This window comes from Halomonas garicola (assembly GCF_055382465.1).
This window is the reverse complement of record NZ_AP043931.1, coordinates 939,238-966,043: the sequence shown is the minus strand read 5'-3', so window position 1 is coordinate 966,043 and position 26,806 is coordinate 939,238. Positions and strand designations below refer to the sequence as shown.

At 65.5% G+C, this 26,806-nt stretch carries 18 protein-coding genes and 1 pseudogene; 11 read left to right on the top strand and 8 right to left on the bottom strand.

Annotation, left to right across the window (positions count from 1 at the left end; all coding sequences use genetic code 11):
* The first annotated feature begins 131 nt into the window (after window positions 1–131).
* Genes dsrO through ACZ46Y_RS04860 form a run of 3 tightly spaced genes read left to right on the top strand, consistent with a single transcriptional unit; the run spans window position 132 to window position 5,194 of the window.
* Complete coding sequence (dsrO, locus tag ACZ46Y_RS04870) at window positions 132–908, top strand: sulfate reduction electron transfer complex DsrMKJOP subunit DsrO (RefSeq protein WP_311954975.1); 777 nt, start codon at window positions 132–134, stop codon at window positions 906–908.
* Entirely contained in the window at window positions 892–2,106 is a 1,215-nt protein-coding gene (nrfD, locus tag ACZ46Y_RS04865; protein WP_311954974.1) for an NrfD/PsrC family molybdoenzyme membrane anchor subunit, read from the top strand. Before dsrO ends, nrfD begins: the two co-directional genes overlap by 17 nt.
* Window positions 2,099–5,194 carry a molybdopterin dinucleotide binding domain-containing protein gene (locus ACZ46Y_RS04860; RefSeq protein ID WP_311954973.1) on the top strand — a complete coding sequence of 1,032 codons (3,096 nt, stop codon included), beginning with the start codon at window positions 2,099–2,101 and terminating at the stop codon, window positions 5,192–5,194. The genes nrfD and ACZ46Y_RS04860 overlap by 8 nt, the downstream gene beginning before the upstream one ends.
* Before the next feature lie 31 nt (window positions 5,195–5,225).
* Here the strand turns inward: ACZ46Y_RS04860 and ilvD are convergent, their stop codons facing one another.
* Complete coding sequence (gene ilvD, locus ACZ46Y_RS04855; protein ID WP_311954972.1) at window positions 5,226–6,908, bottom strand: dihydroxy-acid dehydratase; 1,683 nt, start codon at window positions 6,906–6,908, stop codon at window positions 5,226–5,228.
* Between the two features lie 147 nt (window positions 6,909–7,055).
* Between ilvD and recC the strand changes: the two genes are divergently transcribed.
* The 6 genes from recC (at window position 7,056) to ACZ46Y_RS04825 (ending at window position 19,346) form a co-directional block, all read left to right on the top strand.
* Complete coding sequence (recC, locus tag ACZ46Y_RS04850) at window positions 7,056–10,664, top strand: exodeoxyribonuclease V subunit gamma (protein WP_311954971.1); 3,609 nt, start codon at window positions 7,056–7,058, stop codon at window positions 10,662–10,664.
* Complete coding sequence (recB, locus tag ACZ46Y_RS04845; protein ID WP_311954970.1) at window positions 10,661–14,383, top strand: exodeoxyribonuclease V subunit beta; 3,723 nt, start codon at window positions 10,661–10,663, stop codon at window positions 14,381–14,383. The genes recC and recB overlap by 4 nt, the downstream gene beginning before the upstream one ends.
* Complete coding sequence (gene recD, locus ACZ46Y_RS04840) at window positions 14,383–16,482, top strand: exodeoxyribonuclease V subunit alpha (protein WP_311954969.1); 2,100 nt, start codon at window positions 14,383–14,385, stop codon at window positions 16,480–16,482. Before recB ends, recD begins: the two co-directional genes overlap by 1 nt.
* Window positions 16,483–16,757: 275 nt before the next feature.
* Window positions 16,758–17,435, top strand: a complete 678-nt coding sequence (locus ACZ46Y_RS04835) for a FadR/GntR family transcriptional regulator (protein ID WP_311954968.1) — start codon at window positions 16,758–16,760, stop codon at window positions 17,433–17,435.
* A gap of 42 nt (window positions 17,436–17,477) precedes the next feature.
* A complete protein-coding gene (locus ACZ46Y_RS04830) occupies window positions 17,478–18,455 on the top strand; it encodes a bile acid:sodium symporter family protein (protein WP_311954967.1) in 978 nt (325 codons plus the stop codon).
* A gap of 117 nt (window positions 18,456–18,572) precedes the next feature.
* Window positions 18,573–19,346 carry a DUF1499 domain-containing protein gene (locus ACZ46Y_RS04825; protein ID WP_311954966.1) on the top strand — a complete coding sequence of 258 codons (774 nt, stop codon included), beginning with the start codon at window positions 18,573–18,575 and terminating at the stop codon, window positions 19,344–19,346.
* Here the strand turns inward: ACZ46Y_RS04825 and ACZ46Y_RS04820 are convergent, their stop codons facing one another.
* Window positions 19,347–19,976, bottom strand: a complete 630-nt coding sequence (locus ACZ46Y_RS04820; RefSeq protein ID WP_311954965.1) for an SDR family oxidoreductase — start codon at window positions 19,974–19,976, stop codon at window positions 19,347–19,349.
* A gap of 144 nt (window positions 19,977–20,120) precedes the next feature.
* Between ACZ46Y_RS04820 and arfB the strand changes: the two genes are divergently transcribed.
* Window positions 20,121–20,534, top strand: coding sequence for an alternative ribosome rescue aminoacyl-tRNA hydrolase ArfB (arfB, locus tag ACZ46Y_RS04815; RefSeq protein WP_311954964.1), 414 nt, complete (start codon window positions 20,121–20,123; stop codon window positions 20,532–20,534).
* 20 nt (window positions 20,535–20,554) lie between these two features.
* Here the strand turns inward: arfB and ACZ46Y_RS04810 are convergent, their stop codons facing one another.
* On the bottom strand, window positions 20,555–21,613 hold the full coding sequence (locus ACZ46Y_RS04810) for a proline racemase family protein (RefSeq protein ID WP_311954963.1): 1,059 nt from the start codon (window positions 21,611–21,613) through the stop codon (window positions 20,555–20,557).
* Complete coding sequence (locus tag ACZ46Y_RS04805) at window positions 21,610–22,794, bottom strand: zinc-binding dehydrogenase (protein ID WP_311954962.1); 1,185 nt, start codon at window positions 22,792–22,794, stop codon at window positions 21,610–21,612. Before ACZ46Y_RS04805 ends, ACZ46Y_RS04810 begins: the two co-directional genes overlap by 4 nt.
* A gap of 134 nt (window positions 22,795–22,928) precedes the next feature.
* On the opposite strand from ACZ46Y_RS04805, the gene ACZ46Y_RS04800 reads away from it, so the two are divergent.
* Entirely contained in the window at window positions 22,929–23,402 is a 474-nt protein-coding gene (locus ACZ46Y_RS04800; protein WP_311954961.1) for a methylated-DNA--[protein]-cysteine S-methyltransferase, read from the top strand.
* 9 nt (window positions 23,403–23,411) lie between these two features.
* Here the strand turns inward: ACZ46Y_RS04800 and ACZ46Y_RS04795 are convergent, their stop codons facing one another.
* The 4 genes and pseudogenes from ACZ46Y_RS04795 to ACZ46Y_RS04780 all read right to left on the bottom strand — a co-directional run bounded on the left by ACZ46Y_RS04795 (window position 23,412) and on the right by ACZ46Y_RS04780 (window position 26,776).
* Window positions 23,412–24,839 (bottom strand): aspartate ammonia-lyase, encoded by a 1,428-nt coding sequence (locus ACZ46Y_RS04795; protein WP_311954960.1) that lies wholly within the window; start codon window positions 24,837–24,839, stop codon window positions 23,412–23,414.
* Between the two features lie 131 nt (window positions 24,840–24,970).
* Window positions 24,971–25,678 (bottom strand): DUF3581 family protein, encoded by a 708-nt coding sequence (locus ACZ46Y_RS04790; protein WP_311954959.1) that lies wholly within the window; start codon window positions 25,676–25,678, stop codon window positions 24,971–24,973.
* A 179-nt stretch (window positions 25,679–25,857) separates the two neighbouring features.
* Window positions 25,858–26,010, bottom strand: a pseudogene (locus ACZ46Y_RS04785) (IS3-like element ISPsy37 family transposase); the annotation flags it as partial.
* A gap of 15 nt (window positions 26,011–26,025) precedes the next feature.
* Window positions 26,026–26,776, bottom strand: a protein-coding gene (locus tag ACZ46Y_RS04780) for an IS5 family transposase (RefSeq protein ID WP_311882714.1) whose coding sequence is annotated in 2 segments (ribosomal slippage) — window positions 26,026–26,458 and window positions 26,457–26,776 — 753 coding nt in all. Because the reading frame shifts where the segments join, the coding sequence is not laid out codon by codon here.
* Window positions 26,777–26,806: the final 30 nt, after the last annotated feature.

Sequence of the window (26,806 nt, the reverse complement as noted above, 5' to 3'; positions counted from 1 at the left end):
GCAACATTAAAAAAGCTTTTTATTTCCTTGATGCATATCAACTTATAGGCACCTCCTTGGGCCTAACCTGAATCTACCCCGACGATTCACCGAGGCAGCCCGCTACGCTGCTCTCAACCACAGGAGGCGCCATGGATCCCATACGCCGTTCGCTACTCGGCCAGCTGGCACGCCTGAGCGCCGGCGCTGCCATGGTGCCGCTATCAAGCGTCGCCAGCGCCGGCATCAACGACCAGCCGCCGCGCCGGGAAGGCGACCCGGAAAAACGCTACGGCATGCTCATCGACCTGCGCCAGTGCATCGGCTGCCAGGCCTGCACCGTGTCGTGCCATATCGAAAACGACGCCCCGCTGGGCAACTTCCGCACCGTTGTCTCGCAGTTCGAGGTCGAGCAAGAAGGTACCGGCGAGGTCGCCACCTTCATGCTCCCAAGGCTCTGCAACCACTGCGATAACCCGCCCTGCGTGCCGGTCTGCCCGGTGCAGGCCACCTATCAGCGCAAGGACGGCATCGTAGTGGTAGACAGCGACCGCTGCGTGGGCTGCGCCTACTGCGTCAATGCCTGCCCGTATGATGCCCGCTTTATCAACGAAAAGACTCAAACCGCGGATAAGTGTACCTTCTGCGCCCACCGCCTGGAGGCCGGGCTTTTGCCCGCCTGCGTGGAGTCCTGCGTGGGCGGCGCGCGGATCATCGGCGATATGCGCGACCCGGACAGCCAGATCAGCCGAATGATGGCCGAATATCGCGACGAGCTGATGGTGCTGCAGCCGGAAAAAGGCACCCACCCCCAGGTGTTCTACTTAGGCATGGACGAACGCTTTACCCAGCGCCCCGACGCGGCCCCGGGTATTTGGGACATCATCAACGACGCGGGCAAGGAGCTGGACTATGAGTTTGGTCACTGAGGTTGTCGTGCCGCGCTACGGCATCGCCTGGTACCCCTGGGCGGTGCAGTATTTCTTCTTGATTGCGCTGTCCTATACCAGTCTCTGGGTCGCCGCGCCCGGGATTATTCTGGGCAAACAGCACTGGCTTGCCACCTCTCGGCTGGCGCTGCTCGCCTGCGTGTCTACCACGCTCGTGGCGCCGGTGGCGCTTCTCGCCGACCTGCACCAGCCGCTGCGCTTCTGGCACTTTTACGCCCACCCCACCCTCTGGTCGTGGATGTCGCTGGGCAGCTTTCTGCTGCCGCTGCACCTGGTCGCCACGGTGCTTTTAGCCTGGCTTGCCTGGCGCCCGGCGCTTAAATCTCGCGCCCAGTCGAATGACGGCTGGTTTTCGCGCATCGCCGGCTGGATCGCCTGGGGCGACTGGCAGGTATCGCGCAAAGTCATGGTGCTTGTCGGGCTTGCCGCGCTTGCCACCTCGGTGGGCATGATGGTCTACACCGGCGCGGAAGTGGCCATCGTCAAGGGCCGGCCGCTGTGGCACACCGCCTGGCTGCCGTTCATGTTCGTCGCCACCGGCACCATCGGCGTCTGCGGGCTGATTTTGCTGCTCAACCGGATTTCCGGCATGCGCAGCCCCGACACCAACCGCCAAATGCTCGGGATTCTCGCCGGCGCCTGCGTGGCCGCGGGCTTTATCGCGCTCACCTGGTTTCTCGACGGCGCCAACGCGGTATCCGGCTCGGTGGCCGCCGCGCTTGACTCCGTTGACCAGAGCGCGGCCTGGCGCAGCACCGCCGTGGAAGGCGGCATTGCCGGCGTGCTGCTGGCCGTGCTGGCCTTTGTGGCACGCCGCGGGCCCACGCGCCGCAAGCTTTTTGGCTGGGTGCTGGGCCTGCTCGCTCTGCACGTGGCCTGGATGTTCCGCTGGGTGGTGCTGATGAACGTGCAAACCGTAGCGCGCAACAGCGCCGGCTTTCACGACTACCACGTCGCCTTCGGCTCCTACGGGATTACCGGCATCATCGGCATTTTCGGCCTCTGGCTTACCGCCCTGCTGGTGATTGAGCTGTTCGTGCCCTGGCGCGAAGCGTCCCTTGACCCCCAGCGTGACGCTCCGGCTAATACCACCCCTGCCGCCGACGCGCCCACTTCCAGCGCCTCTGTTTCCGCCGCTTCGCCCGTTTCTCCCGCTTCAGGAGTCCGCCATGGATAATTCACGTCGTCGTCTGCTCAAGGGCGCCGCTGCCACCGGCGGCGCGGCGGCCTTCGCCGCCGGCTACTCCGGCCCGCTGGTCAAGATGGCCAAGGGCGTTACCGGCAGCGCCGGGGAAAAGCCCGCACACAACATCTACGGCAACGCCCTGGCGCCGGAGTACCGCGTTGACCTCGAGTCCGGCGAGCTGACCCTGAACCCGGACCAGCGCACCGCCTTCACCGTGTGCTACGGCTGCACCACCAAATGCGGCGTGCGGGTGCGTGTGGATAACAATACGGATGAAGTGCTGCGCACCATTGGTAACCCCTACCACCCGCTCTCAAGCGAGCCGCACCTGCCCATGCGCACCCCGGTCATTGATGCGCTCAAGCACGTCAGCGCCCTTGACGAGCAGGGTCTGGCCGGGCGTTCCACCGCCTGCGCCCGGGGCAACGCGATGATCGGGCAGATCCAAAGCCCCCACCGCGTTACCCACTGCCTGAAGCGCGTGGGCGGACGCGGCGAGCGGCGCTGGGAGCGCATCTCCTTTGAAAAGCTCATTGAGGAAATCTGCGAAGGTGGGGATCTGTTCGACGAAGGCCAGGTGGACGGCCTGCGCGCCATCCACAACCACGACGAGCCCGTCGACGCCGCTAACCCCGAGTACGGCCCCAAGGCCAACCAGCTATTGCTGATGGAAGCCACCGACTACGGCCGCTCGGCGATTCTCAAGCGCTTTGGCTTCAACGCCTTCGGCACCCGCAACTACGGCCACCACGGCTCCTACTGTGGGCTCGCTTTCCGTATGGGATCCGGCGCGCTGATGGACGACATGGCCAAGTTTGCCCACGTCAAACCCGACTACACCCGGGCGAAGTTTGCGCTGTTCATCGGCACCGCGCCCAGCCAGGCGGGCAACCCCTTCAAGCGCCAGGGCCGGCTTCTGGCCGAGGCGCGCGCCACCGGCAGCCTGGACTACGTGGTCGTCGACCCCGGGCTTAACGCCAGCGCCTCCCACGCCGCCGCCGAGCGCAACCGCTGGGTGCCCATCCGCCCGGCAAGCGACACTGCCTTCGCCATGGCGATGATCCAGTGGCTGATCGAGCACGAGGCCTACGCCGCCGACTACCTGGCCATGCCCAGCCCCGAAGCGGTAGAGGCCGCCGGCGAAATCGGCCACACCAACGCCACTCACCTGGTGATCGAAAGCGCCGATCATCCGCGCTTTGGGCACTTCCTGCGCCGCTCGGACATTGAGGACGACGTGGAGGCCGGAAGCGACGCCGACGACGTGATGGTCGTGAATCGCGACGGCGAACTGAAGCCCAGCCGCGAGGTGCGCCAGGCCACGCTGTTTGTCGAGCGCGATATCGACACACCCGACGGCACCCTTCAGGTCAAAAGCAGCCTGGCCAAACTGCGCGATACCGCCAACGAGCACAGCCTGGAAGAGTACGCCGAGCACTGCGGCATCGAGGCTCGGGTGATCAAGCACATCGCCGAACGCTTCGCCGCCTACGGCCGTGACGCCGTGGTCGATACCCACGGCGGCATGATGTCGGCCACCGGCTTTTACGGCGCCTACGGGCTTTTGATGCTCAACCTGCTGGCCGGCAGCTTCAACCGCCAGGGCGGCGCCGCACTTGGCGGCGGCAAGTTCAACGGCACCGGCAAAGGCCCACGCTACGACCTCGCCGACTTCCCCGGCAAGCGCGGCCCCGAAGGCGTGTTCGTCTCGCGCACGCGCTTTGCCTACGAGGACACCTCGGAGTATCAGCGCAAGGTGGACGCCGGCGAGAATCCCTACCCGGCCAAAGCCCCCTGGCGGCCGCTCGCTCCGCCGATTCTCACCGAACAACTGGCCTCGGCGCTCGATGGCTATCCCTACCCCATCAAGGCGGTGATCGGCTGCATGGCCAACCCGCTGTACGGCCAGGCCGGGCTTCACGACACCATTATCGACAAGCTCAAGGACCCCAAAAACCTCGGGCTTTACGTGGCGGTAGACGGCTTTATCAACGAAACCAACCGCTTCGCCGACTACATCGTGCCGGACTCGGTGATGTACGAAGTCTGGGGCTTTACCGGCGCCTGGAGCGGCACGCTGAGCAAGATGACCACGGCCTGCTGGCCGATTGTCGAGCCGCGCCAGGACAAGACCGAAGACGGCGAGCCCATCAGCATGGAGAGCTTCTTCATCGCCACCGCCAAGCGGCTGGGGCTGCCGGGCTTCGGCGACAGGGCCATCCCCGGCGCCGACGGCAAGCTCTATCCGTTAAACCGCGCCGAGGATTTTTTCCTGCGCGCCGCGGCCAACATCGCTTACATGAATAATCCGCTGCCCAAAGCGGAAAAAAGCGACGTCATGCACAGCGGCATCGAGCCGCTATTGCCCAAGCTTACCCGCACCCTGCCGGTGGAAGAGCGCGGCCGTGTGGCCTACCTCTACGCCCGGGGCGGGCGCTTCGAGGACCACGAGGACGCCTTTGACGGGGATAAAAAGCTCGCCCACGCCTGGTCCCGGGCGCTGTGCGTGTACAACCCCCAGGTCGGCACCACCGTCAACAGCCAGACCGGCGAGCGCCTGTCCGGCACGCCCTGCCTGCAGGCGGCAAAAATGGCCGACGGCACGCCCATGCGCGAGGTATACCCGCAGAATGAATGGCCGCTGCTGGCGTTTTCCTACAAGTCCAACGTGATGAACTCCTACGCCATCGGCCTTGAGCGGCTGCGCATGATCAAGCCGTACAACCCGGTGCTGCTGCACACCCACGACGCCGAACGCGCAGGCGTTGCCCACGGCGATACCGTGCTGATCGAAAGCCCGGGACGGGCGGTGAAGGCGCTGGCGCTGGTGAGCAACGGCGTCATGAAAGGGGCGCTTGGCATCGAGCATAGTTTCGGCCATACCGAGCTGGGCGCCAGCGAGCATCAGGTAGACGGCAAGCCGTTTTCCGGCAACCAGTGGATCGGCGCCGGGATCAACATCAACGACCTGGGCTTTGCCGACCCCACCCGCCGGGTGGCGGGCACCTGGCTTGAAGGGGTCAGCGGCGCTTCCGTGCGCCAGGGGCTGCCCGTCCGTGTCAGCCGTGTGGAGGGGTAAAGCGGAGGATTAAGGCGTATGGCCGACGGCGTCAGTCGTCGTCGGTCACCGCGCCGGTGCTGGCCGAGCTGACGAGCTTCGCGTACTTGGCCAGCACGCCTTTGGTATAGCGCGGCGCCGGACGCTGCCAGGCTGCGTGGCGCTGCTCGATATCCTCACCGCCGACGGCCACGTCGATGGTGTTGGCTTCGGCGTCGATGGTGATCACGTCGCCGTCTTCCACCAGCGCCAGCGGGCCGCCGTCAAAGGCTTCGGGGGCCATGTGGCCCACCACAAAGCCGTGGCTGCCGCCGGAGAAGCGGCCGTCGGTGATCAACGCCACATCGTTGCCCAGCCCTCGGCCCATGATGGCGGAAGTGGGCGTGAGCATTTCGCGCATGCCCGGCCCGCCCTTGGGGCCTTCGTAGCGGATGACCACCACGTCGCCGGCAACCACGGTGCCGTCGTTGATCCCCGCCTGGGCTTCTTCCTCGGAGTTGAACACCCGCGCGGTGCCGCGGAAGTGGGTGCCTTCCTTACCGGTAATCTTGGCCACCGCGCCTTCCGGGGCGAGGTTGCCGTAGAGAATCCGCAGGTGGCTTTCCGCCTTCACCGGCTCGTCCAGCGGCGCGATGATCTCCTGGGCGTCGGGGTAGCCCTCGACGCCTGCGAGGTTGTCGGCAAGCGTCTTGCCGGTGACGGTGAGGCAGTCACCGTGGAGCAGGCCGGCGTCGAGCAGCAGCTTCATCAGCGGCTGAATGCCGCCGATGGCAACCAGCTCGCTCATCATGTAGTGGCCGCTGGGGCGAAGGTCGGCGACCACCGGCACGCGCTTGCCGATGGCGGTAAAGTCGGAAAGCGCAAGCTCAACGCCGGCGGTACGCGCCATGCCGATCAGGTGGAGCACGGCGTTGGTCGAGCCGCCCAGCGCAATCACCACGGTAATCGCGTTTTCAAACGCCTCCCGGGTCATGATGTCGGAGGGCTTGATGTCGCGCTTCAGAAGCTCGAGCACCGCTTCGCCGGCGGCTTCGCAGTCGTCGCGCTTGTCGTTGGACACGGCGTTTTGCGCTGAGCTTCCCGGCAGGCTCATGCCCAGCGCCTCAATCGCCGAAGCCATGGTGTTGGCGGTGTACATGCCGCCGCAGGAGCCCGGCCCGGGAATCGCGGTTTCCTCGATGTTCTTGAGCTCGATGCGGTCGATATCGCCCCGGGAGTGCGCGCCCATGGCCTCGAATACCGACACGATGTCGGTGTGGCCTTCACCGGGCAGAATGGTGCCGCCGTAGACGAACACGCCGGGGCGATCGAGCCGCGCCAGGCCCATCATGCAGCCGGGCATGTTCTTGTCGCAGCCGCCGATGGCGACCAGGCCATCAAAGCCTTCGCAGCCGGCCACGGTTTCGATGGAGTCGGCGATCACCTCGCGCGATACCAGCGAGTACTTCATGCCTTCAGTGCCGTTGGCGATGCCGTCGGAGATGGTGATGGTGTTAAAAATCACGCCCTTGCCGCCGGCGCGGTCGGCGCCGTCCCGGGCGTGCTCGGCCAGCTCGTTGATGTGGCTGTTGCACGGCGTCACCATGCTCCAGGTCGAGGCCACGCCCACCTGGGGCTTTTTGAAGTCGTCGTCGTTAAAGCCCACCGCGCGCAGCATCGCGCGGCTGGCCGATTTGCCCACGCCGTCAACCACCCGGGACGAATGGCGGCGGGTACTGTCGGACTGATCGGTCATGAAAGTCTCCTCTGTCTTTCCCGTTGCATTATCACGCAGCGCTATAGCTTGGCGCGCCAGCGCGCCTCCCGCAATACATATGTCTATGGCACCCTGCGTTTATGGCACCATAGCCGTTTGTTGCCCACGCCGTGAAGGATCGCCGCCATGCCGCTTTTATCCGCCCAAACGCTTACCCCGGGCTTTATGGCGGTGCACGCCAACCGCCTGGAAGACCTCCGCGGCCTTGCCATTGAATGGATGCAGCGCCACCCGCTCGCGCCGCTGGAAAACGAAACCCTGCTGGTACAGAGCAACGGCATCGGCCAGTGGCTCAAGCTGGCGCTGGCGGCGGACCCGGCCGACGGCGGCGCGGGCATTGCGGCGGCTCTCGATGTGACCCTTCCCGCGCGCTTTTTATGGCAGTCCTACCGCACCGTGCTTGAGCACGCCCCGGGCGACCACGCCGGCGTGCCGGAAACCTCACCCTTTGATAAATCGCGGCTGGTATGGCGACTGCTGCGACTATTGCCCGAGCTTGTGGAAGACGAAACCTACGCCCCGCTCCAGCGCTTTCTGGCCGTCGACCGCGACCAGCGCAAGCACTACCAGTTAGCCGAGCGGCTGGCGGATCTGTTCGACCAGTATCAGGTCTACCGCGCCGACTGGCTGGACGCCTGGGCCCGGGGCGAGGACGTGCTGATTACCGCCCGGGGCGAGGCACGCCCGCTGGACGAGAACCAGCGCTGGCAGGCCGCCCTGTGGCGCACCCTGCGCGATGACGTGGCCCAAAGCCTGGGCGCAAGCGGGCTTGCCAGCAGCCGCGCCGAAGTCCACCGACGCTTTCTCGCCGCCGCCGAGAGCCTAACGCCGGAAACGCGCCCGCCCGGCCTGCCCCGCCGGCTGATCATCTTCGGCATTTCTTCGCTGCCCCAGCAAACTCTGGAGGCGCTGGCCGCACTGTCGCGCTGCTGCCAGGTGGTGCTTTGCGTGCACAACCCCTGCCAGTTCTACTGGGCAGATATCATCGAACACAAGGACCTTTTGCGTGCCGCGCGCTACCGCCAAACGCGCAAGGCCGGCATGCCCGGCGAGCTTGACGTGCTGGGCACCGGAGACGCCGACGAGGCGCTGCACCTGCACGCCCAGCCGCTGCTCGCCGCCTGGGGCAAGCAGGGCCGCGATTACCTGCGCCTGCTCGACGAGCACGACGATACCGCCGACTACCAGGGGCTATTCGAGCAGCAATCGCTGCGCATCGACATCTTCGAGCCGTTTGCCGACGCCGTCGCGCCGCGCCTGCTCCACCAGCTCCAGGACGACATTCGCGAGCTGCGCCCGCTGGCCGAAACCCGCCAGGACTGGCCGGCGGTGGACGTCGCCCAGGACGACTCGCTGGTGTTTCATATTGCCCACGGCACCCAGCGCGAGGTGGAAATCCTCCACGACCAGCTGCTCGCCGCCTTCAGCGCCGACCCCACCCTGCGCCCGCGGGACATTATCGTCATGGTGCCGGATATCGACCAGTACGCACCGCACGTTCAGGCGGTGTTCGGCCAGTACCCCCAAAGCGACGCCCGGCATATCCCCTACACCCTGTCGGACCAGGCCAGCCGCCAGCGCCAGCCGCTGATGATCGCGCTGGAAACCCTGCTGCGCCTGCCGGAGCTGCGGCTGTCGGTCAGCGACGTGCTGGAGCTTCTGGAAGTACCGGCCTTACGCCAGCGCTTCGGGATTGACGAGCGCGACCTTGCGGTTATCGGCCGCTGGATCGAAGGCGCGGGTATTCGCTGGGGGCTTAACGCCCGTCAGCGCGAGCGCCTGGAGCTGCCTGACGGGCTTGAGCACAACACCTGGGCCTTCGGCCTGCGCCGGCTGCTGCTGGGCTACGCCGTGGGCGGCGGCGAGCGCTGGCAGGGCATCGAGCCCTACGACGACATCGGCGGGCTCGATGCCGCCGTGGCCGGCCCGCTCGCCCACCTGCTGGAAAAGCTCGAAGACGCCTGGCACACGCTCTGCCAGCCGGCCAGCGCCGAACAATGGGTGGCTCGGCTGCGCGGGCTGCTGGAGACGTTCTTCACCACCGAAGACGCCGGCGAAACCGCCCTGCTCGCGCGTCTGGAAGCGGGGCTGGAACAGCTGTATGAAAGCACTCGGGAAGCCCGGCTCGACGCCGAGCTGCCGCTGCCCATGGTGCGCGAGCACTGGCTCTCCCAGGTCGACGAGCACAGCCTGTCCCAGCGCTTTCTTGCCGGCGCGGTGAACTTCGCCACGCTGATGCCCATGCGCGCGATTCCGTTTCGCCGCGTCTGCCTGTTGGGCATGAACGACGGCGACTACCCGCGCACCCAGCCGCCGCTGGACTTTGACCTGATGGGTCAGGACTACCGCCCCGGCGACCGCTCCCGGCGGGAAGACGACCGCTACCTGTTTCTGGAAGCGCTGCTCTCGGCCCGGGACCAGCTCTACATCAGCTGGATGGGCCGCAGCCAGACCGACAACGCCGAGCTGCCCCCGTCAGTGCTGGTTGGCCAGCTGCGCGACCACCTGGCCGACGGCTGGCAGACCCAGGACGGCACGCCGCTGCTTGAAGCGCTCACCACCGAGCACCCGCTGCAGCCGTTCAGCCGTGCGTATTTTCACAGCCCGGCGAATAGCAAGCTGTTTACCTACGCCGCCGAGTGGCGCGAAGCCCACGACCCGAGCGACGCCGAAGCCGATGGCCATGACGAACTCGCGCCGCTCAGCCAGAAAGCGGACGACAACGCCGTTGAGGTTACGCTTGCCCAGCTCGGGCGCTTTTTGCGCGAGCCGGCCAAGGCGTTTTTCAACGAGCGGCTGGGGGTGTACTTCGAGCAGGAGGACGCCGCCGACCTCGACGTCGAGCCGTTTACCCTTAACGGGCTGGAAAACTGGCAGCTTCAGGACCGGCTGATCGCCGCCCAGCGCCGCGCGGTGGATAGCGGCGAATCGCGTATCGAAGCCCTCGACGCCACCCTTGAACGCTTTGCAGGCCAGGGAGTACTGGCCTACGGCGCCATGGGCGAGCGCATGCGCGAGGCGCTGGCCGAGCCCATGGAGGCGCTGTTTCACAAGTACGCCGAAGCGCTGGAAGAATGGCCGCTGGCGCTTGACGGCGGCGAGGCCGTGCAGCACACCCTGGCCGGTGACGACGCCACGCCAACCATCACCCTCAACGGCCGACTGGACGAGCTGCGCCAGTCCACAAACGGGCAGCGCTGCCGGCTGGTGCTGGCAAGCTCAAGCCTGGTCAAGGACGGCAAGTACCGCTGGGAGCCGCTGCTGCGCCACTGGGTGGCGCATCTGGCCGGCAACCTGTCTGCGCCCATGGCAAGCCTGCTGATATCCAAGGCCGGCGACGTACGCCTGGAGCCGCTGAACGCCGACGACGCCCAGCGGCTGCTGGAGACTTTGATCACCCTGCATCAGGACGCCCTGACCGCCCCGCTGCCGCTGGCGGCACAAAGTGCCTTTGCCTGGCTGGACGCTCGGCAAAAAAAGGGCAAGAAAGACCCTCAGGAAGCCGCCCGCAGCGCCTACGAAGGCGGCTTCCAGCACGCCGGTGAGGTAGCGCAAAGCGCATACCTGGCTCATCAGTGGCCGGACTTTGCGCGGCTGGACGCAGCGACCACCGCTCAGGGGCATACCTTCGCCAATTTGGCCGGTGCCCTTTACGCCCCGCTCTATCAACTCGTTAAGCACAAAACGCTCGTCACGCACACAGCGCCCGGCGCCGATCAGGGAGATACGCCATGAACCCCGCTATTCTTGACCCGCTAACGCTACCCCTGCGCGGCAGCCGCCTGATCGAAGCCAGCGCCGGTACCGGCAAGACGTTTACCATCGCCCTGCTCTACGTGCGCCTGGTGCTCGGCGGCCGCGATCCGGACGATGCTAGCGCCTTTGCCCGCCCGCTGACGCCGCCGGAAATACTGGTGATGACGTTTACCAACGCCGCCACCCAGGAGCTGCGCGAGCGCATCCGCCGCCGGCTGGTGGAAGCCTCCGAGGCGTTTGCGGGCGAAGCTGACGCGGGCACTCACGACGCGCTGCTGCTGGCGCTGCGCGCCCAGTACCCCCAGAGCCACTGGCCCGCCTGCGCGCGGCGGCTAGCGCTGGCCGCCGAGTGGATGGACGAGGCCGCGGTATCCACCATTCACAGCTGGTGCTACCGCATGCTGCGCGAGCACGCCTTCGACAGCGGCAGCCTGTTTTCTCTGGATCTGGAGCACGACCAGCGCGAGCTGGAGCTGGAGGTGGTGCGCGACTACTGGCGCTGCTTTTACTATTCGCTTGACGCCGACAGCATGGGCCAGATCAGCGGCTACTGGGGCTCGCCGGAAACCCTCTACGCCGCCGTTCGCCCGCTGCTTAACGAAAGCCAGGCGCTGCCCGACGCCCCGCCGCCGCCGGATACGCTCAAGCAGGCGCAAGAGGAGCGCACTCGGCTGCTCGGCGAGCTCAAGGCCCCCTGGCCCGCCATGCTCGATGAGATCGAACCGGTGCTGGCAGAGGCCGCCCAACAAAAGGCCTTCGACGGGCGCAAGCTGCGCAGCGACAGCCGGCAAAAATGGCTGGGGGCGCTGCGCGAATGGGCCGAAAACCCAGCCGTTGACCGGCCTTCGCTCACCGACGCCGCCTGGAAGCGCTTGACCCCGAGCGGCATGCGAGACATCTGGAAAGACGGCGAGCCGCCCTTTATCGAGGCCTGGGCCGCCGTAGAGGCGCTGCCCGCCGCGCTTGCCAAGCTGCCCGAGCCCCGCGCCAACCTGCTGGCCCACGCCGTACACTGGTGCCGCGCACGCCTTGAGCGCGAGCAGGAGCGCCGCGCCGAAATGGGCCCCAACGATCTACTCACGCACCTGGACCGCGCCCTTGCCGGCCCCAACCGCGAGGCGCTGGCCGAGCAGATTCGCCGCCAGTTCCCCGTGGCGCTGGTCGACGAGTTTCAGGACACCGACCCGGTGCAGTACCGAATTTTCAACGCCGTTTACGACATTGCCACTGATGCCGACGACCGCGCGATTATGCTCATCGGCGACCCCAAGCAGGCGATCTACGCCTTCCGCGGGGCAGATATCTTCACCTACCTGCAGGCCCGGGAAGACACCGCCGGCCGTCACGTCACCCTGGGCACCAACTTCCGCTCAAGCGAGGCCATGGTTGCAGCGGTCAACCACTGCTTTGCTTACGCTGACAAACCCGCCGACGCCAACCCCAGCGGCGCCTTTATGTTTCGCGACGGCGACCACAACCCGCTGCCGTTTGTGCCCGTCAGCGCCCGGGGCCGCGACGATACGCTGACCCTCGACGGCGACGCCGTGGACGCCATGACGCTCTGGCGCCTGGATAGCGACGACGGCAAACCGCTGGGCAAAGGCGCCTACCAAAACGCCGTGGCCCAAAGCTGCGCCAGCCACATGGTCAGGCTGCTTAACGCCGGCCAGCGCGGGCAGGCGGGCTTTGCAAAGGGTGATGCGAATGAGTCTGATGCGCTGACCCCGCTCAGGCCCTCGGACATGGCGGTGCTGGTCAATAACGGCACCGAGGCCGGGCTGATTCGTAACGAGCTTTCTCGCCGCGGGGTCAAAAGCGTTTATCTCTCGGAGCAGGACAAGGTATTCAGCTCGCCCGTGGCCGCCCAGGTAGCCTTGTGGCTTGCCGCCTGCAGCGAACCGCTGGCCAGCTCCCGCCAGGCGCAGTCCCGGGTGCGCGCCGCCCTGGCCACCCGAGCGCTGGGGCTAAGCTTTGCCCGGCTGGACCATCTACAGCACAACGAGCTTGCCTGGGAAGCGGAGATCAAGCGCTTTAGCGACTACCACCGCCTCTGGCAGCGCCAGGGCGTGCTGCCGCTGTTGCGCCGGATCATGGTGGATTTTGCCGTGCCCGCGCGGCTATTGGGGCAAAGCGGCGCGGAAAGCCGCGGCGAGCGCGAGCTGACCGACCTTCTCCATCTGGGCGAGCTATTGCAGGCGGCAAGCCAGGAGCTCGACGGCGAGCACGCCCTGCTGCGCTTTCTCGATGAGGCCATCGCCGACCCCGACGGCTACGGCGACAGCCACCGGCTGCGGCTGGAAAGCGACGCCGATCTGGTCAAGGTGGTAACCATTCACAAGTCCAAGGGGCTTGAGTACCCGCTGGTGTTTCTGCCGTTTATCGCCAACCACCGGCCCACCAAGGACAGCGACTCGCCGCTGCGCTGGCACGATAACAACGGCACGCTGCGCATTAGCCTTGTTGCCGACGACGCCGTGGTTGACGCCGTGGACCGCGAGCGCCTGGGCGAAGACATGCGCAAGCTCTACGTCGCACTCACCCGGGCCAGCCACGCCGTGTGGCTGGGGCTTGCTCCGCTGAAAGACATGGACAAGTCCGCCGTGGGCCATCTGCTGGGCGGCCAGTCCATCGACAACGGCGCGCTGGAAGCGCTGGTAGAAGGCAGCGAAATAGCCCTTGAGCCCGCCCCCGAGGCCAGCGACGAGCGCTTTACCCCGCCGCTTGAGGCCGCCGAGCTGGCACCGGCACGCACCCCCAAACGCCGCGCCAAGGAGCACTGGTGGATCGCCAGCTACTCGGCGCTTACGCTTTCCGGCGCGCTGACCCGGCCGGCGGACCTATCCCCCGCCGCCGCGGAGCCGGCCACCGCCCAGGACGCCACCGCCCTTGAGGTAATCGACGAGCCAAGAGACGTTGACACCACAAGCGACTCGGCCGCCCACCTGCACCGCTTCCCCCGCGGCCCGGGGCCGGGCACCTTTTTGCACGGCCTGCTGGAATGGGCCGGCCGCGAAGGCTTTGCCAAAGCGCTCAATGACGCCGAAGCGCTTGACGACACCCTGCGCCGCCGCCTGCAGCTGCGCGGCTGGCAGTCCTGGCACGAGGTGCTGGGCAGCTGGCTGGGCGAGCTTGCCGCCGCTCCTCTGCCGCTGCCCGCCGTGCCGGAGACGCCGCCCGATTGGGTCACGCTTACCGAGCTTGGCGACTATCAGGTGGAGCTGGAGTTCTGGTTCAGCGCCGGCCGTGTAGACACCCGCGAGCTTGACCGCATCGTCTGCGCCCACCTGATGCCCGGCATTGCCCGCCCGGCGCTTGAGCGCGACACCCTCAACGGCATGCTCAAGGGCTTTATCGACCTGGCCTTTGCCCATCGGGGGCGGTTTTACGTGCTCGACTGGAAGTCCAACTATCTGGGCCGCGATGACGACGCCTACAGCGCCGAGGCCATGCGCCGCGCGGTGCTCGACAAGCGCTACGACGTGCAGTCGGCGCTGTACCTGTTGGCCATGCACCGCCTGCTCAAGGCGCGCCTGACGGACTACAACCCCGAGCACCATCTGGGCGGGGCGATGACGGTATTTTTGCGCGGCAGCCGCACTCAAGCCCGGGGCGTTCACGCCGAGCCTGCTACGGCCGCGCTGGTCAATGACCTGGACGCGCTATTTTCCCCCGACGCTACCCGCCAGGAGGCCAGCTAATGAGCCCACAGCACGCAGCTTCTCAACCCGCCGCTCATCCGGCTCTGAGCGATACCCAAGCCTTATTGTCACTGCTGGAACGCTGGGTAGCACGCGGCTGGCTGCGCGACCTCGACCGCGCGCTGGTGCGGTTTTTCCACGCCGAGGTAGACGACGCCCCACCGCTACTGCTGCTGGGTGCGGCCCTTGCCAGCCACCAGCTGGGCCACGGCCACGTCTGCCTGGATGTGGCGGCCACGCTTGAAGAGCCCAACCTGGCGCTGTCGCTGCCGCCGGAAGGCGACGCCATGAGCGACCCGCCGCCGCTGCCCGGCGAGCTGCTGGCCGGCCTGACCCTGGAGCAGTGGCGGGAGGCGCTTACCCACCCCGAGCTTGTCGGCCAGGGCCCCGGCAGCTCGCCGCTGGTGCGCGTGGATAACGGCGCCAACACGCGGCTTTACCTGCGCCGCTACTGGCAGTACGAACAGACCCTGCAAACGCACATCCACCGGCGGCTGGCGCTGGCCGAGGCCGACGAGCCCGGCCCCAAGGCGACGCTTGCCCGAGCCACCCTGGATACGCTGTTTGGCGAGCCCCAGGGCGAATCCAGGTCACACACCTTCAACTGGCAGAAAGCCGCCTGCGCGCTGGCCGCCCAAAGCCCCTTTGCGATTATCACCGGCGGCCCCGGCACCGGCAAAACCACCACCGTGGTGCGCCTGCTGGCGCTGTTGCAAACCCTCGAGCAGGCCGAAAGCGATGCCGAACCGCTGGGCATCCGCCTGGCCGCGCCCACCGGCAAGGCCGCCGCACGGCTTGGCGAGTCCATCGCCCAGCAGGTCAACGGCCTGCCGCTGGATAAAACTCTTCGCGAGACAATTCCGACCGAGGTGACCACGCTGCACCGGCTGCTCGGCGCGCGGCCGGATACCCGCCACTTCCGCCACCACGCCGATAACCCCTTGAACCTTGACGTGCTGGTGATCGACGAAGCCTCCATGGTGGATATCGAAATGCTCACCGCCGTGCTCGGCGCGCTGCCGGCCCACGCCCGGCTGATACTGCTGGGCGATAAAGACCAGCTGGCCTCGGTGGAAGCCGGCTCGATTCTGGGCGATCTGTGCCGCCGCGCCGACGCCGGCCACTACACGCCGCGCACCGCCGAGTGGCTGGAACAGACCACCGGTGAGGCGCTGCCGGACGCCTACCTGGACGCTAACGGCACGCCCCAGGATCAGGCCATCGCCATGCTGCGAGAAAGCTACCGCTTTGGCGCCGCAAGCGGCATCGGCCGGCTGGCAAGTGCGGTCAACGGCGCGGATAAAAACGCGGTACGCAAGGTGCTAAGCGACGGCTACGCCGACCTGCACCACCAGGTGCTGGAAAGCGAAAGCGACGCCGCCCTCAAGCACACGGTGCTCAACGGCGGCCCGGGGCACGCCTGGGCGGATACCGAGCGGCCGGCGGGCTACCGCCACTATTTAAGCGTGATGCACGACCAGCGCCCCGAGCCAAGCGTCGACTTTGCGCAAAACCCCGACGCCTATGCCACCTGGGCCGAAGCGGTGCTTAACGCCTACGGCGAATTCCAGCTGCTGTGCGCGCTGCGCAAGGGCGTGTGGGGCATCGAAGGGCTGAACCTGCGGGTGGGCAAAGCGCTGCGCCAGGCCGGGCTGATCAAAGCGAGCGACGCCGCGCTGGAACACGGCTGGTTTGCCGGCCGGCCGGTGCTGGTCACCCAAAACGATTACGGGCTTGCGCTGATGAACGGCGATATCGGCGTAGCACTTGAGGTGATCGAAGCCGGCGAAGCGCGGCTGCGGGTGGCGTTTCCCACCGGCGACCCGAACCGCCCCGTGCGCTGGGTGCTGCCGTCACGGCTGGACGCCATCGAGACCGTGTTTGCCATGACGGTGCACAAGTCCCAGGGCTCGGAGTTTCGCCACGCCGCCCTGCTGCTGCCCAGCCGCATGAGCCCGGTGCTCACCCGGGAGCTGGTCTATACCGGCCTGACCCGCGCCCGAAGCTGGCTCACCCTGATCGAAGCCCGCGAAGGCATTCTCGATGAGGCGGTAGGCCGGCAGGTGCTCCGCGCCAGCGGCATTGGCGAAGCGGGCTAAACGACTCGGGCCCGCAGAGTAGCGGAGCCGTCGACAAGATTCTGAGGGGGCGCTGTAAATCCCTCCCTGGACGCTACCTACGCCATCTGACCGCCAAGGATGGCGGAAATGCCGGAACTGCATGGAGCTTTGCTCCGGCCCTGGCGTAGAACCCCCTCAGAATCTTATCCCCGCTCCGCCGTATCTGACACTCAACGCGAGCTATGCCTATTCGCTTGGCTTTGTCGGCCAAAAATCATAGGATGACCAATCATCCCATGAATAAGGTGTTCGCTATGGCCCATTCTCGCCGCCATCGGCCTTCGCTGGTAGATGAAGTGATTGCCAACCTCAAAACGGCGCTTGAGCAGGGCCGCTGGGCGGTGGGCGAACGCCTGCCGGTGGAGGCCAGCCTGGCTGAGGATTTTGCCGTCAGCCGCAACACCGTGCGCGAAGCGGTGCGAGTGCTGTGCCACACCGGCGTGCTGGAAACCCGCCAGGGCGCCGGCACCTTTGTGCGCGCGCTGCGCGGCGCCGGCGATACCCTGCGCGAGGTCGAGCGCGCCCGCCTGCGCGACCAGCTTGAAGTCCGCCAGACGCTGGAAAGCGACGCCGCCCGCCTGGCCGCCCTGCGCCGAAGCGACGCCGACGTGGCCGCTATGCGCGAGGCGCTTAACGCCCGGGAAGCCGCCGGCGAGGATATCGACGCGCGCATTGAGCACGACCAGCGCTTTCACCTGGCCGTGGTCCAGGCCGCGCACAACGAAGCCCTCGCCACGCTGTACGAATACTTTGCCTGCTCCGTTGCGCACACCATCGAGCAGACCGAGCGCAACCGCCATCTACCCGAGCCCGGCCACGCCGAGCACGTTGCCCTGCTCAAGGCCATCGAGGCCGGCCATACCGACGACGCCGAACATATTGCCCGGGCCATGCTCGCCCCCAGCCTCGGCGCCCTGACCGAAGCCTCCTAAGCCATCCAGCCAATGCGACACTGCCCGACACTAGGAGCCCTCATGCGCGCCCGTCTTGATCCCTTTACGCTCGTATTGCTTGCCACCATCGCCGTCGCCTCATTTTTCCCCGCCCGGCCGCCGCTTGACGGCTGGCTGGACCACGCCGGCGTGTTTGCCGTGGCCATGCTGTTCTTTCTCCACGGCGCGGCGCTCTCGCGCGATGAAGTGCTCAACGGCGCCATGCACTGGCGGCTGCACCTGGTCATCGCTTCGCTTACGTTTATCGTCTTCCCGCTGCTGGTGGTGCCGACGACCCTGCTGGCACCTGCCCTGATCCCCAACGACCTGGCGGTAGGCTTTCTGTACCTGGGCGTGCTGCCCTCGGCGGTATCGTCGTCCATTGCCTTTACCGCCATGGCCCGGGGCAACGTGCCCGCCGCCATCTGCAGCGCGGCGGCGTCCAACGTGTTCGGCATGATGCTCACGCCGTTTTTGCTGATTCTGTTGGTGAGCTCTTCCGGCGGGAGCTTTGCCGTGGGCGAGGCGCTACGCGATATCTTTTTGCAGCTTTTGCTCCCCTTCGCCGCCGGCCAGGCCGTGCGCCCGCTGATCGGCAGGTTTCTCAACCGCCACAAGTCACTGACCGGCCGCTATGACCAAGGCGTGATCCTGCTCATCGTCTACACCGCGTTTTCCCAGTCCGTGGCCGACGGGCTGTGGCAGAAGCTGCCGCTGCTGGCGATCTTTGCCGCCATCGCGCTGTGCGGGCTGCTGCTGACGGTGGTGATTCTCATCGCCCAGGTGGCCTCCCGGCGCTTTGGCTTCACCCTGGCCGACGAGGCCGCAGTGGTGTTCTGCGGCTCGAAGAAAAGTCTCGCTTCGGGGTTGCCCATGGCCAAGGTTCTGTTCGCCGGCAATCCGGGGTTTGGCATGATCGTGCTGCCGATCATGTGCTACAACCAGATCCAGATTCTGGTCGGCGCCTTTCTCGCCCGCCGCTACGAGGGCCGCATTCAGGCGGCGGGTGCCCACGAATAGGTGTGTCAGACCAACAACATAGCCCGTTCACACGTGCAATTCCGGCAGCCAGATGCCAAGCTATACACAGCTGCAAACGGCACTATACAAACGTTCACCTGATGACCGGGAGTCACTATGGCCCACCAACCGATTATCAACCGCCCTGCCAAAAGCCGCTGGCCGCGCCGGCTGGCCTGGGCAAGCGTTATTCTGCTGCTGATTGCCGCGGTGTTCATCGCCGCGGCGGGCCCGGCCTACCGCATGGAGCTCCTGGCGCTGGGTGGGGCGTTCAGCCTGCTGCGCTACGCCACCTACGCAGCCATTGCCGCCGCGGCGCTGGGGCTTATCACGTTGTTTGCCGCCGCGCTCAAGCGCCGCTTCGGTTCGGGCTTTACCGCGGTGCTGGTCATGGTCGCCGCTGTGGCACTGCTGTACGTGCCCTGGCAGCACTGGCAGCGCGCCCAGGCGGTACCGGCAATTCACGACATTACCACCGACATGGATAACCCGCCGGCGTTCGAGGCGGTCGCCAACGCCCGGGAAGAGGCACCCAACGAGGTAGACTATCCCGGCGAGAGCACCGCCGAGCAGCAGCGCGCCGCCTACCCCGAGGTCGAGCCGCTGATGCTCGACGCGCCGCTCAAGACGGTGCTGGCCGCCACCCAGGCAGAAATGCAGGACGCCGGCTGGCAGATAGCCGACGTCGGCGCTCAGCGCATCGAGGCCACGGCCACCACGCGCTGGTTCGGCTTCAAGGATGACGTAGTAGTACGTCTGAGCGAAGAGGACGATATGACCCGGGTCGACATGCGCTCGGCCTCGCGGCTGGGCAAAAGCGACGTGGGCACCAACGCCGCGCGCGTACACGCCTTTCTCGAATCGCTCGAGGCCCGGGTGGCCGGCGAGTAATCAGGCCATGACGTCGGCCAGGTCGCGCTCACCGTCCAGCAGAGTAAACTCGGCGTTGGCAAGCCCCGTCTGCTGGACGGCATAAAGCAGCGAAAGCGCGACGTTGTCCCGGGAAATCCGGTTGTCGCCGGCTTCGTCGACGTCGGCGGCAAATCGCTCGCTTGCCGGCTCATCGGTCAGCCGGCCGGGCTTGAGAATCACGTAGGGCAGCGCGCTTTGGCGCAGGTGGGCGTCGGCGGCAAACTTGGCCGCCATGTACGGACGGAGCTTTTCCGGCGCGCTCATAGGGTCTTCGGCGCGCATGGCGCTGACCATGACAAAGCGTTCAAGGCCCTTTTCCACGGCGATGTCCACCGCGCGAATGGCCCCGTACAGGTCAATCAGCAGCGTCTTTTCCGGTCCGGTATGCGGGCCCGAGCCGGCGGTGAATATCGCCTGGTCGCAGCCGTCAAAGGCGTGGACAAAGTCGTCTTCCAGGTCGGCCACCACCGTTTCGATGCCGCGCCTGGCGAACCAGTCGGCCTGGTCTTCATGACGAATCATCGCCCGGACCGGCTCGCCGGCCTCACGGGCGCGTTCACAAAACTGCTTGCCGATCTGGCCGTTGGCCCCGATTACCAGTGTTGTCATATTGCCTCCTGTGGCATGGTCCGGCGTGCGGCCTCCAACAGCCGCTGCCACTGACCCAAGGTGCGGCTGACCGGCGCGAGTTTCAACCGGACGGACTCGCGGCAACCTGCTACCGTATAGCCCAGCATCCTATCGGGAGGTGCCATGCTGCGAATATCCAACAACGTTTCCATTGCTGACTGGGAAATTCAGATTGAGCAGGTCCGCGCCCAGGGGCCCGGCGGGCAGAACGTCAACAAGGTGGCGTCCGCCGTGCACCTGCGCTTTGATATCCAACGCTCGACGCTGCCGCCCTTTTACAAGGAGCGGCTGCTGGCGCTTTCCGACCAGCGTATCACCCGGGACGGCGTGATCGTGATCAAGGCACAAAAGCACCGCACCCTGGAGCTGAACAAGGAAGACGCCCTGGCGCGGCTGAAAGCGCTGATCAAAAGCGCCACGGCCCAGCAAAAAGTCCGCCGCCCGACGCGTCCCAGCCGCCGCGCCAAGCGCAAGCGGCTGGACAACAAAACCCGCCGGGGCCAGACCAAGGCGCTTCGCGGCAGGGTCAAGCCGTAATCACCGACTGCTTAGGCTTGTTAGGGCTTACCCGGCAGAGAGGCCTGGCGATCGCTGAGGATATGGTGCAGCCCGGCGCACTCTACCAGCGGGTCGTCGCAGTTAATCACCACATCCGAGTGCGCCAGCACGTAGCTACGCCCGGTCACGGTGTTATCCACCACGTCGAGCTGCCCTTCCCGGCGGATGCCGGTAACGGTGCCGATAAAGCCGGTTTCGCGCAGGGAAATGGTTTCCAGCCGGTCGCCGGCCCGGAGCCTGCCTTCGTAGTGCATCAGCGCCAGCCGAGCGGAAGTACCGGTGCCGGTGGTGCTGCGGCAGATCACTCCGGGATGTACGTAGGTCGCCGAGCGGGAACGATAATACCCCTCGGCTACGTGCTCTTCCGGGCCCATGAAATGCAGAAACGGCAGCGGCCCCACGTCGCCCAGAGTGTAGTGGGAAAAGCCCCGCTCGGCCTGGATGGCCTCAACGATTTTGGCGGCGCAGTCGGCAAGCTCGCGCTCTTCGTCGCGCACCAGGCTGAAGCCCAGGGACGCCGCGTCGACCAGGGCGTAAAAGCCGCCGCTGTAGGCCACCGTATAGGTGACCTCCCGCAGTCCGGGCACGTTGACGCTCGCCCGGTAGGTGTCGATGTAGCTGGGCAGGCCTTCGCAGGTCACCGATTCGACGACGCCGTTGTGCACTCGGGCCTCGATCTGCACCAGCCCCGCCGGGGATTCCAGCTTGAACCGGGAAAGCCCCTCCTTTTTGGGCACGATGCCGGCTTCCATCACCGCCGTGGCGGTGCACAGGGTGTTGGAGCCGGAGTAGATCGGGTAGCCCATGACCTCCATGATGATGTAGCCGGCGGCCGCTGCCGGATCCGTGGCCGGCACTAGCAGGTCCACCGACATTTCGGGAATGCCGTAGGGCTCGGCCAGCAAAAGCTCGCGCAGGCCGTCGGCGCTGTCGCGCAGATATTCCATCTGCTCGCGCACGCTGGCGCCGGGCAGAAGGTCGATACCGCCGGTGACGATACGGCTGACGTCGCCCCCGGCGTGGGTATCCATCAGCTGCAGCTGGTGGGGCGCATTCATGAATCACTCTCCTCCTGACCCAGGGCAAACGGCGCGCCGTGGGCCTCCCACTGGCTGTCGGGCACGATGACGATTTTGCCCAGATAGCCGCTGCCGCGATTGACGAAATAGCGCTCGGCCTCGTGCAGCGCAGAAAGCCGAAAGGCACCGTGGAGCACGGGCTTGAGCTGCCCATCGCGAATCCATTCGATAAGCTGCTCGGCCTCGGCCCGGGTGCCGTGCGACACCCCGGCAATGCGTACCTGATAGAGGTAGATCCGCGTCCACAGGATTTCGCTGACGTTACCCCCGCTGGCCCCGGCAATGGACAGCCGCGGATAGGTCTCCCGGCACGTCATATCCTGAATCATTGTGTCGATGAAGCGCGTGGTCATCTCGCCGCCCACCAGGTCCATCACCGCGTCAACGGGCGCGCCGCCGGTAGCCTTGAGCACCCGCTCGACAAAAGTGGGCAGGTCGCGACGGTCGATAACCGCCTCGGCGCCGAGCGCCTCGAGCGCCTCCGCCTTGGCCGGCGTGCTCACCGCGTAGGGCACGGCACCCAGGATACGGCACAGCTGAATCAGCGCGGTGCCCACCCCACCGCTGGCGCCGGTGACCAGCACCCGCTCGCCGGCCTTGACGTCGGCCGAGGTCAGCATGTGGTAGGCGGTCTGGTAGGAGCACATGCCCAGCGCGGCAAGCTCCGCGTCGGCAAGCTCGGGGTTGTCCACGACGTGAAACTGGTCGGCGGGCACGGCCACGTATTCGGCAAAGCCGCCGTCGGCGCCGTGGCCGTAGTAGTCCGGGGTCAGGTTGATGTGACGGCGCGCATCCGGATACAGGTTGAAGTCCAGCAGGCCGCGCTCGCCGATGCGCGACGCGTCCACGCCCTCGCCCACGGCGGCGATACGCCCGGCCACGTCGGCCCCCTGAATCCGCGGGAAAGTGAACGTGGCCTCGCCGCCCATGGCAAAGGAGGTCACGTCGGCCTTGTCCTCGGTAGGATATAGCCCTTCCCGAGCCTTGCGGTCGGTGTTGTTCTTGGCCGTCGCCGTCACCTGAACCAGCACTTCGCCCGGCCCGGGAGACGGCACCGGCACGTCGTGACGGTACTCCAGCTTGTCCACGCCGCCGTGTCCGCGCAGGGACATCGCGGACATGGCCTCGGGCAGAGGGTTAGGCATGGCGGAACGATGCATGGCAAACTCCTTTGGCAGGACGTGGATAGCAGCCGCTATACTGACGGCCATCCGCGACGGATGACCGTTACCAAGGCAGCGCGACTATCATGATAACAACGTTATTTTTTGGCTAAAGCCGGGAGAGCCGGGGCATGTATCTGGACTATTTCGAACCGCCGGCGGATTCGCCGCTAGGAAGGCTGACCCTGACCGCAAGCGACGACGGGCTTACCGCGGTGGATTTTTCTCGAGGGCTTCTGGGCACCAGGCGTGAACACCCGGTGCTCGAGCGCTGCAAGGCGCAGCTGGCGGAATACTTTGCCGGCACGCGCACGGCGTTTGATCTGCCGCTGGCCGCGGAAGGCACGGCGTTTCAACAGGCGGTGTGGCAGGCGCTGAGGGAGATTCCCTACGGCGAAACGCGGAATTACGGCGAGCTTGCCGCAGCGCTTGGCAAGCCCACCGCATCCCGGGCGGTGGGCACGGCCAACGGCAAGAATCCGCTGGCCATTGTGGTGCCCTGCCATCGGGTGGTGGGCGCCGACGGCCGGCTGACCGGCTATTCGGGCGGACTTGCGCGCAAGGAGTGGCTGCTTGCCCACGAGGCCCGCCACGCCCCGAACTAACAGCTGGGGTTAGCGCGGCATGACCATGTTTTCCGGGCGCAGGGCCTCGGCCAGAGTCTCATGGTCCAGCAGGTTTTCTTCCTGCACCAGCTCAAGCACGCCGCGGCCGGTTGCCAGCGCCTTTTGCGCAATGCGGGTCGCGTCATCGTAGCCGATGTACGGATTGAGCGCTGTCACCAGGCCAATGGAGCGCTCAACCAGCTGGCGGCAGTGGGCCTCGTTGGCCGTGATGTCGTCGACACACAGCTCGCGCAGCATGTCCATGGCCCGGGTCAGCAGACGAATCGAGTCGAAGATCTTGTAGACGATCAACGGCTCCATGACGTTGAGCTGGAGCTGGCCGCCCTCCGCCGCCAGGCTCAGCGACAGATCGTTGCCGATGACCTCGAACGCCACCTGGTTAACGGCTTCGGGGATCACCGGGTTTACCTTGCCGGGCATGATCGAGCTGCCCGGCTGGCGTGCCGGCAGGTTGATCTCGTTAAACCCGGTGCGCGGCCCGCTGGAGAGCAGGCGCAGGTCGTTACAGATCTTTGAGAGCTTGACCGCCAGGCGCTTGAGCATGCCCGAGAACATGACGAAGTCGCCCATGTCCGAGGTCGCTTCAATGAGGTCGTGGGCCGGGGACAGCTCGTGTTCGCTGATGGCCGCTAGGCGCTCCACCGCAAGTTTCTGGTAGCGGGCGTCGGTATTGATACCGGTACCGATAGCCGTGCCGCCGAGGTTGACTTCGCGCAGCAGCTCCGGCACGCGCCTTGCCAAAAGCCCGTGATCTTCGCCCAGGGTCGTGGCGAAGGCCTGAAACTCCTGGCCCAGGGTCATGGGCACCGCGTCCTGAAGCTGGGTGCGCCCCATCTTGAGGATATCGGCAAACTCGTCGCCCTTGCGCGAGAACGACTCGCACAGGCGCAACAGGCTTTCCAGCAGGTCGTCATGGCCCAGCAGCAGCCCCAGGCGAATCGCCGTGGGGTAAGCGTCGTTGGTCGACTGCGCCATGTTGATATCGTTGTTGGGATGCAAATGCTGGTAGTCGCCCTTGGCGTGCCCCAGATACTCCAGCCCCAGGTTGGCAATGACTTCGTTGGCGTTCATGTTGGTCGAGGTGCCGGCGCCGCCCTGGATCATGTCCACCACGAACTGGTCGTGGCGCTCGCCGTCGATGAGACGCTGGCAGGCGTGCTCAATGGCCTCGAAGCGCTTGGTTTCCAGCTGGCCCAGATGGTGGTTGGCGTCCGCGGCCGCCTGCTTGACCATGGCCAGCGACACAATCAGCTGGGGATGGTGCGACAGCGGCACGCCGCTCAGGTGGAAGTTATTCACCGCGCGCAGGGTCTGAATACCGTAATAGGCATCGGCGGGCACGTTCAGGCGGCCCAGCAGATCCTTCTCTTCTCGAGTGGCGCCATTTGTTACAGGAAAGCTATCAGATGTCGTCATAATCAAGGGCTATTGTTGTTTACCGTTACGTTCACAGGTGGAAAAGCAAGGCAGAAACCCTAGCACATCGTTAGCTTAGATAGCCATTTAACTTATAGGGTATTCACATAGCGCATAATGGCTGGAAGACGCTATGCCGTCTCCCACGCTGCCTTGAGCCGATAGAACTCGTTCACAATGGCGTCCATCTCGCCGGCGTCGTACTCGCACAGGCCGCTTACCACCAGCTTTTTTGACCCCACGCCAACCGACTTACCGGCGGACTCGATGGTGAAATCGAGCAGCGCATCGGCGCGTTTGCCCTGCACCTCAAGCGAGGAGCGAGAAAGCGCCAGGTCCGGCGCGAAGCCGTCAAGCCGCTCGAGGGTAAAGCTCATGCTGTGGTAAATCACCAGCGGGCGCTTGGGGTTGAACATCACGCCATGGGCTTCCATCAGCGGCTTTAAATAATGCGGGAAGTTTTTCCCCGAAAACGCCACGTAGCAGCGGGTAAAGGCATCCACGGCGGTACCGTCGAACGTCGTCTCACCGCTGCGGACCACTTCCAGATAGCACTTGCCGGCTTCGTCGGTCACGTGGATGTCGCCGCTGGCCGCCTGGCGGAACGTGAGCGGCGTATCCGCGCCAACCATGCTCAGAAAATAAAACTCCATGTGCTGGGACAGCCCGAAGCGCTCGAGCACCAGAGCAAACAGCAGGTCACCGGGCACGCAGAAACGCCGCGCATCGGGGTTATGAATCGGGTTGTAGTCACCGGCCACGCCCTTGGCGAAGCGGCTGGCCTGCTCGGCGGAGATGATCACGGCATCGCCGCGCTGCGAGTAAAAATCCTTGAACATGGCGTTAACTGCCTGCCTAGCGATGTTGTTGAAAGCCCGTCTTGAACGTCGCGCATCATGCCATAAAATGGCCGACTGGCGCATAAAATTTGGCTTTCAGGTTAGGTGGGGTCTGACTTTCGGGCGCTCAGCAAGCGTATTAAAGTAGCCATACAAGCCAGAAAGCACCCGCGGAGCCTGTCAGCATGGTTGGCGTAGTCACGCCGCCAGACGCGCTCCATTTTCAGGTTCAGGAAGAAGCGCTCCATGACCGCATTGTCCCAGCAGTTCCCTTTTCGGCTCATGCTGGGCCGCAAGTGATACTGGGCCAGCAAGGCGCGATGGGCATCGCTAGGGGGCGTTAACAATTAGGCCAGCCATATGGCGGCTGACACGAGGCAGAGGAGTGACTGGTAGTTTCTTGCCAGTCGCTCATAGCGTGTAGATAACCGCCGGAACTTCTTGATTTTCTGAAAGAACCTCTCCACCAGATTGCGATCTTGGTAACAGTGCCAGTCTACTTCAATGCGCGCCAAACGATTCTTTTTCGGAGGAATCACCGGCTCGGCACCTGCGGCCTGAATCATGTCCCGCAGAGCAGTGGAGTCATACCCCTTGTCGCCCAGCACCGCTTGCGGGGAAAAACCTTCCAGTAGAGCGGGAGCAGCACCATACTCCGACGCCTGGCCCGGTGTGAGAACCAATCGTACTGGGTTACCTAACGCATCGACTGCGGCATGAATTTTGGTGCTCAATCCGCCTCGAGATTTGCCCATGGCTTCGACGTCTTGCGTGTTTTTTTGACGCTCCATGCTGGTGCACCCTGACGATGCTACCGTCGATCATCAGCTGCTCTAGATCGGGATCGTCGGCTACTGTGTCAAAAATACGTTGCCAAACGCCCTTTCGTGACCAACGGTTATACCGCATGTAGACGGTGTGCCAGCGCCCAAAAGATTCGGGAAGATCACGCCACGGGGCGCCGGTCCGAGCGATCCAGAGCACGGCTTCCACGAACAGGCGATTGTCCTTGGCAGTTACCCCACAGTCTGAGGCTTTGCCGGGGAGCAGGTGCTCGATTCGCTCCCACTGATCATCGCGTAACTTCAACCGACTCATGGCCCACCAAAATCTATGAATACTAAATCA

What these genes read in the sequence shown, in the direction of transcription:
- ACZ46Y_RS04790 (WP_311954959.1), bottom strand. Translation starts at nt 25,678, where the DNA reads ATGTTCAAGGATTTTTACTCGCAGCGCGGCGATGCCGTGATCATCTCC.
- arfB (WP_311954964.1), top strand. Translation starts at nt 20,121, where the DNA reads ATGCTGCGAATATCCAACAACGTTTCCATTGCTGACTGGGAAATTCAG.
- recB (WP_311954970.1), top strand. Translation starts at nt 10,661, where the DNA reads ATGAACCCCGCTATTCTTGACCCGCTAACGCTACCCCTGCGCGGCAGC.
- ACZ46Y_RS04835 (WP_311954968.1), top strand. Translation starts at nt 16,758, where the DNA reads ATGGCCCATTCTCGCCGCCATCGGCCTTCGCTGGTAGATGAAGTGATT.
- recD (WP_311954969.1), top strand. Translation starts at nt 14,383, where the DNA reads ATGAGCCCACAGCACGCAGCTTCTCAACCCGCCGCTCATCCGGCTCTG.
- ilvD (WP_311954972.1), bottom strand. Translation starts at nt 6,908, where the DNA reads ATGACCGATCAGTCCGACAGTACCCGCCGCCATTCGTCCCGGGTGGTT.
- ACZ46Y_RS04795 (WP_311954960.1), bottom strand. Translation starts at nt 24,839, where the DNA reads ATGACGACATCTGATAGCTTTCCTGTAACAAATGGCGCCACTCGAGAA.
- ACZ46Y_RS04830 (WP_311954967.1), top strand. Translation starts at nt 17,478, where the DNA reads ATGCGCGCCCGTCTTGATCCCTTTACGCTCGTATTGCTTGCCACCATC.
- dsrO (WP_311954975.1), top strand. Translation starts at nt 132, where the DNA reads ATGGATCCCATACGCCGTTCGCTACTCGGCCAGCTGGCACGCCTGAGC.
- ACZ46Y_RS04800 (WP_311954961.1), top strand. Translation starts at nt 22,929, where the DNA reads ATGTATCTGGACTATTTCGAACCGCCGGCGGATTCGCCGCTAGGAAGG.
- ACZ46Y_RS04825 (WP_311954966.1), top strand. Translation starts at nt 18,573, where the DNA reads ATGGCCCACCAACCGATTATCAACCGCCCTGCCAAAAGCCGCTGGCCG.
- ACZ46Y_RS04860 (WP_311954973.1), top strand. Translation starts at nt 2,099, where the DNA reads ATGGATAATTCACGTCGTCGTCTGCTCAAGGGCGCCGCTGCCACCGGC.
- ACZ46Y_RS04810 (WP_311954963.1), bottom strand. Translation starts at nt 21,613, where the DNA reads ATGAATGCGCCCCACCAGCTGCAGCTGATGGATACCCACGCCGGGGGC.
- ACZ46Y_RS04805 (WP_311954962.1), bottom strand. Translation starts at nt 22,794, where the DNA reads ATGCATCGTTCCGCCATGCCTAACCCTCTGCCCGAGGCCATGTCCGCG.
- ACZ46Y_RS04820 (WP_311954965.1), bottom strand. Translation starts at nt 19,976, where the DNA reads ATGACAACACTGGTAATCGGGGCCAACGGCCAGATCGGCAAGCAGTTT.
- nrfD (WP_311954974.1), top strand. Translation starts at nt 892, where the DNA reads ATGAGTTTGGTCACTGAGGTTGTCGTGCCGCGCTACGGCATCGCCTGG.
- recC (WP_311954971.1), top strand. Translation starts at nt 7,056, where the DNA reads ATGCCGCTTTTATCCGCCCAAACGCTTACCCCGGGCTTTATGGCGGTG.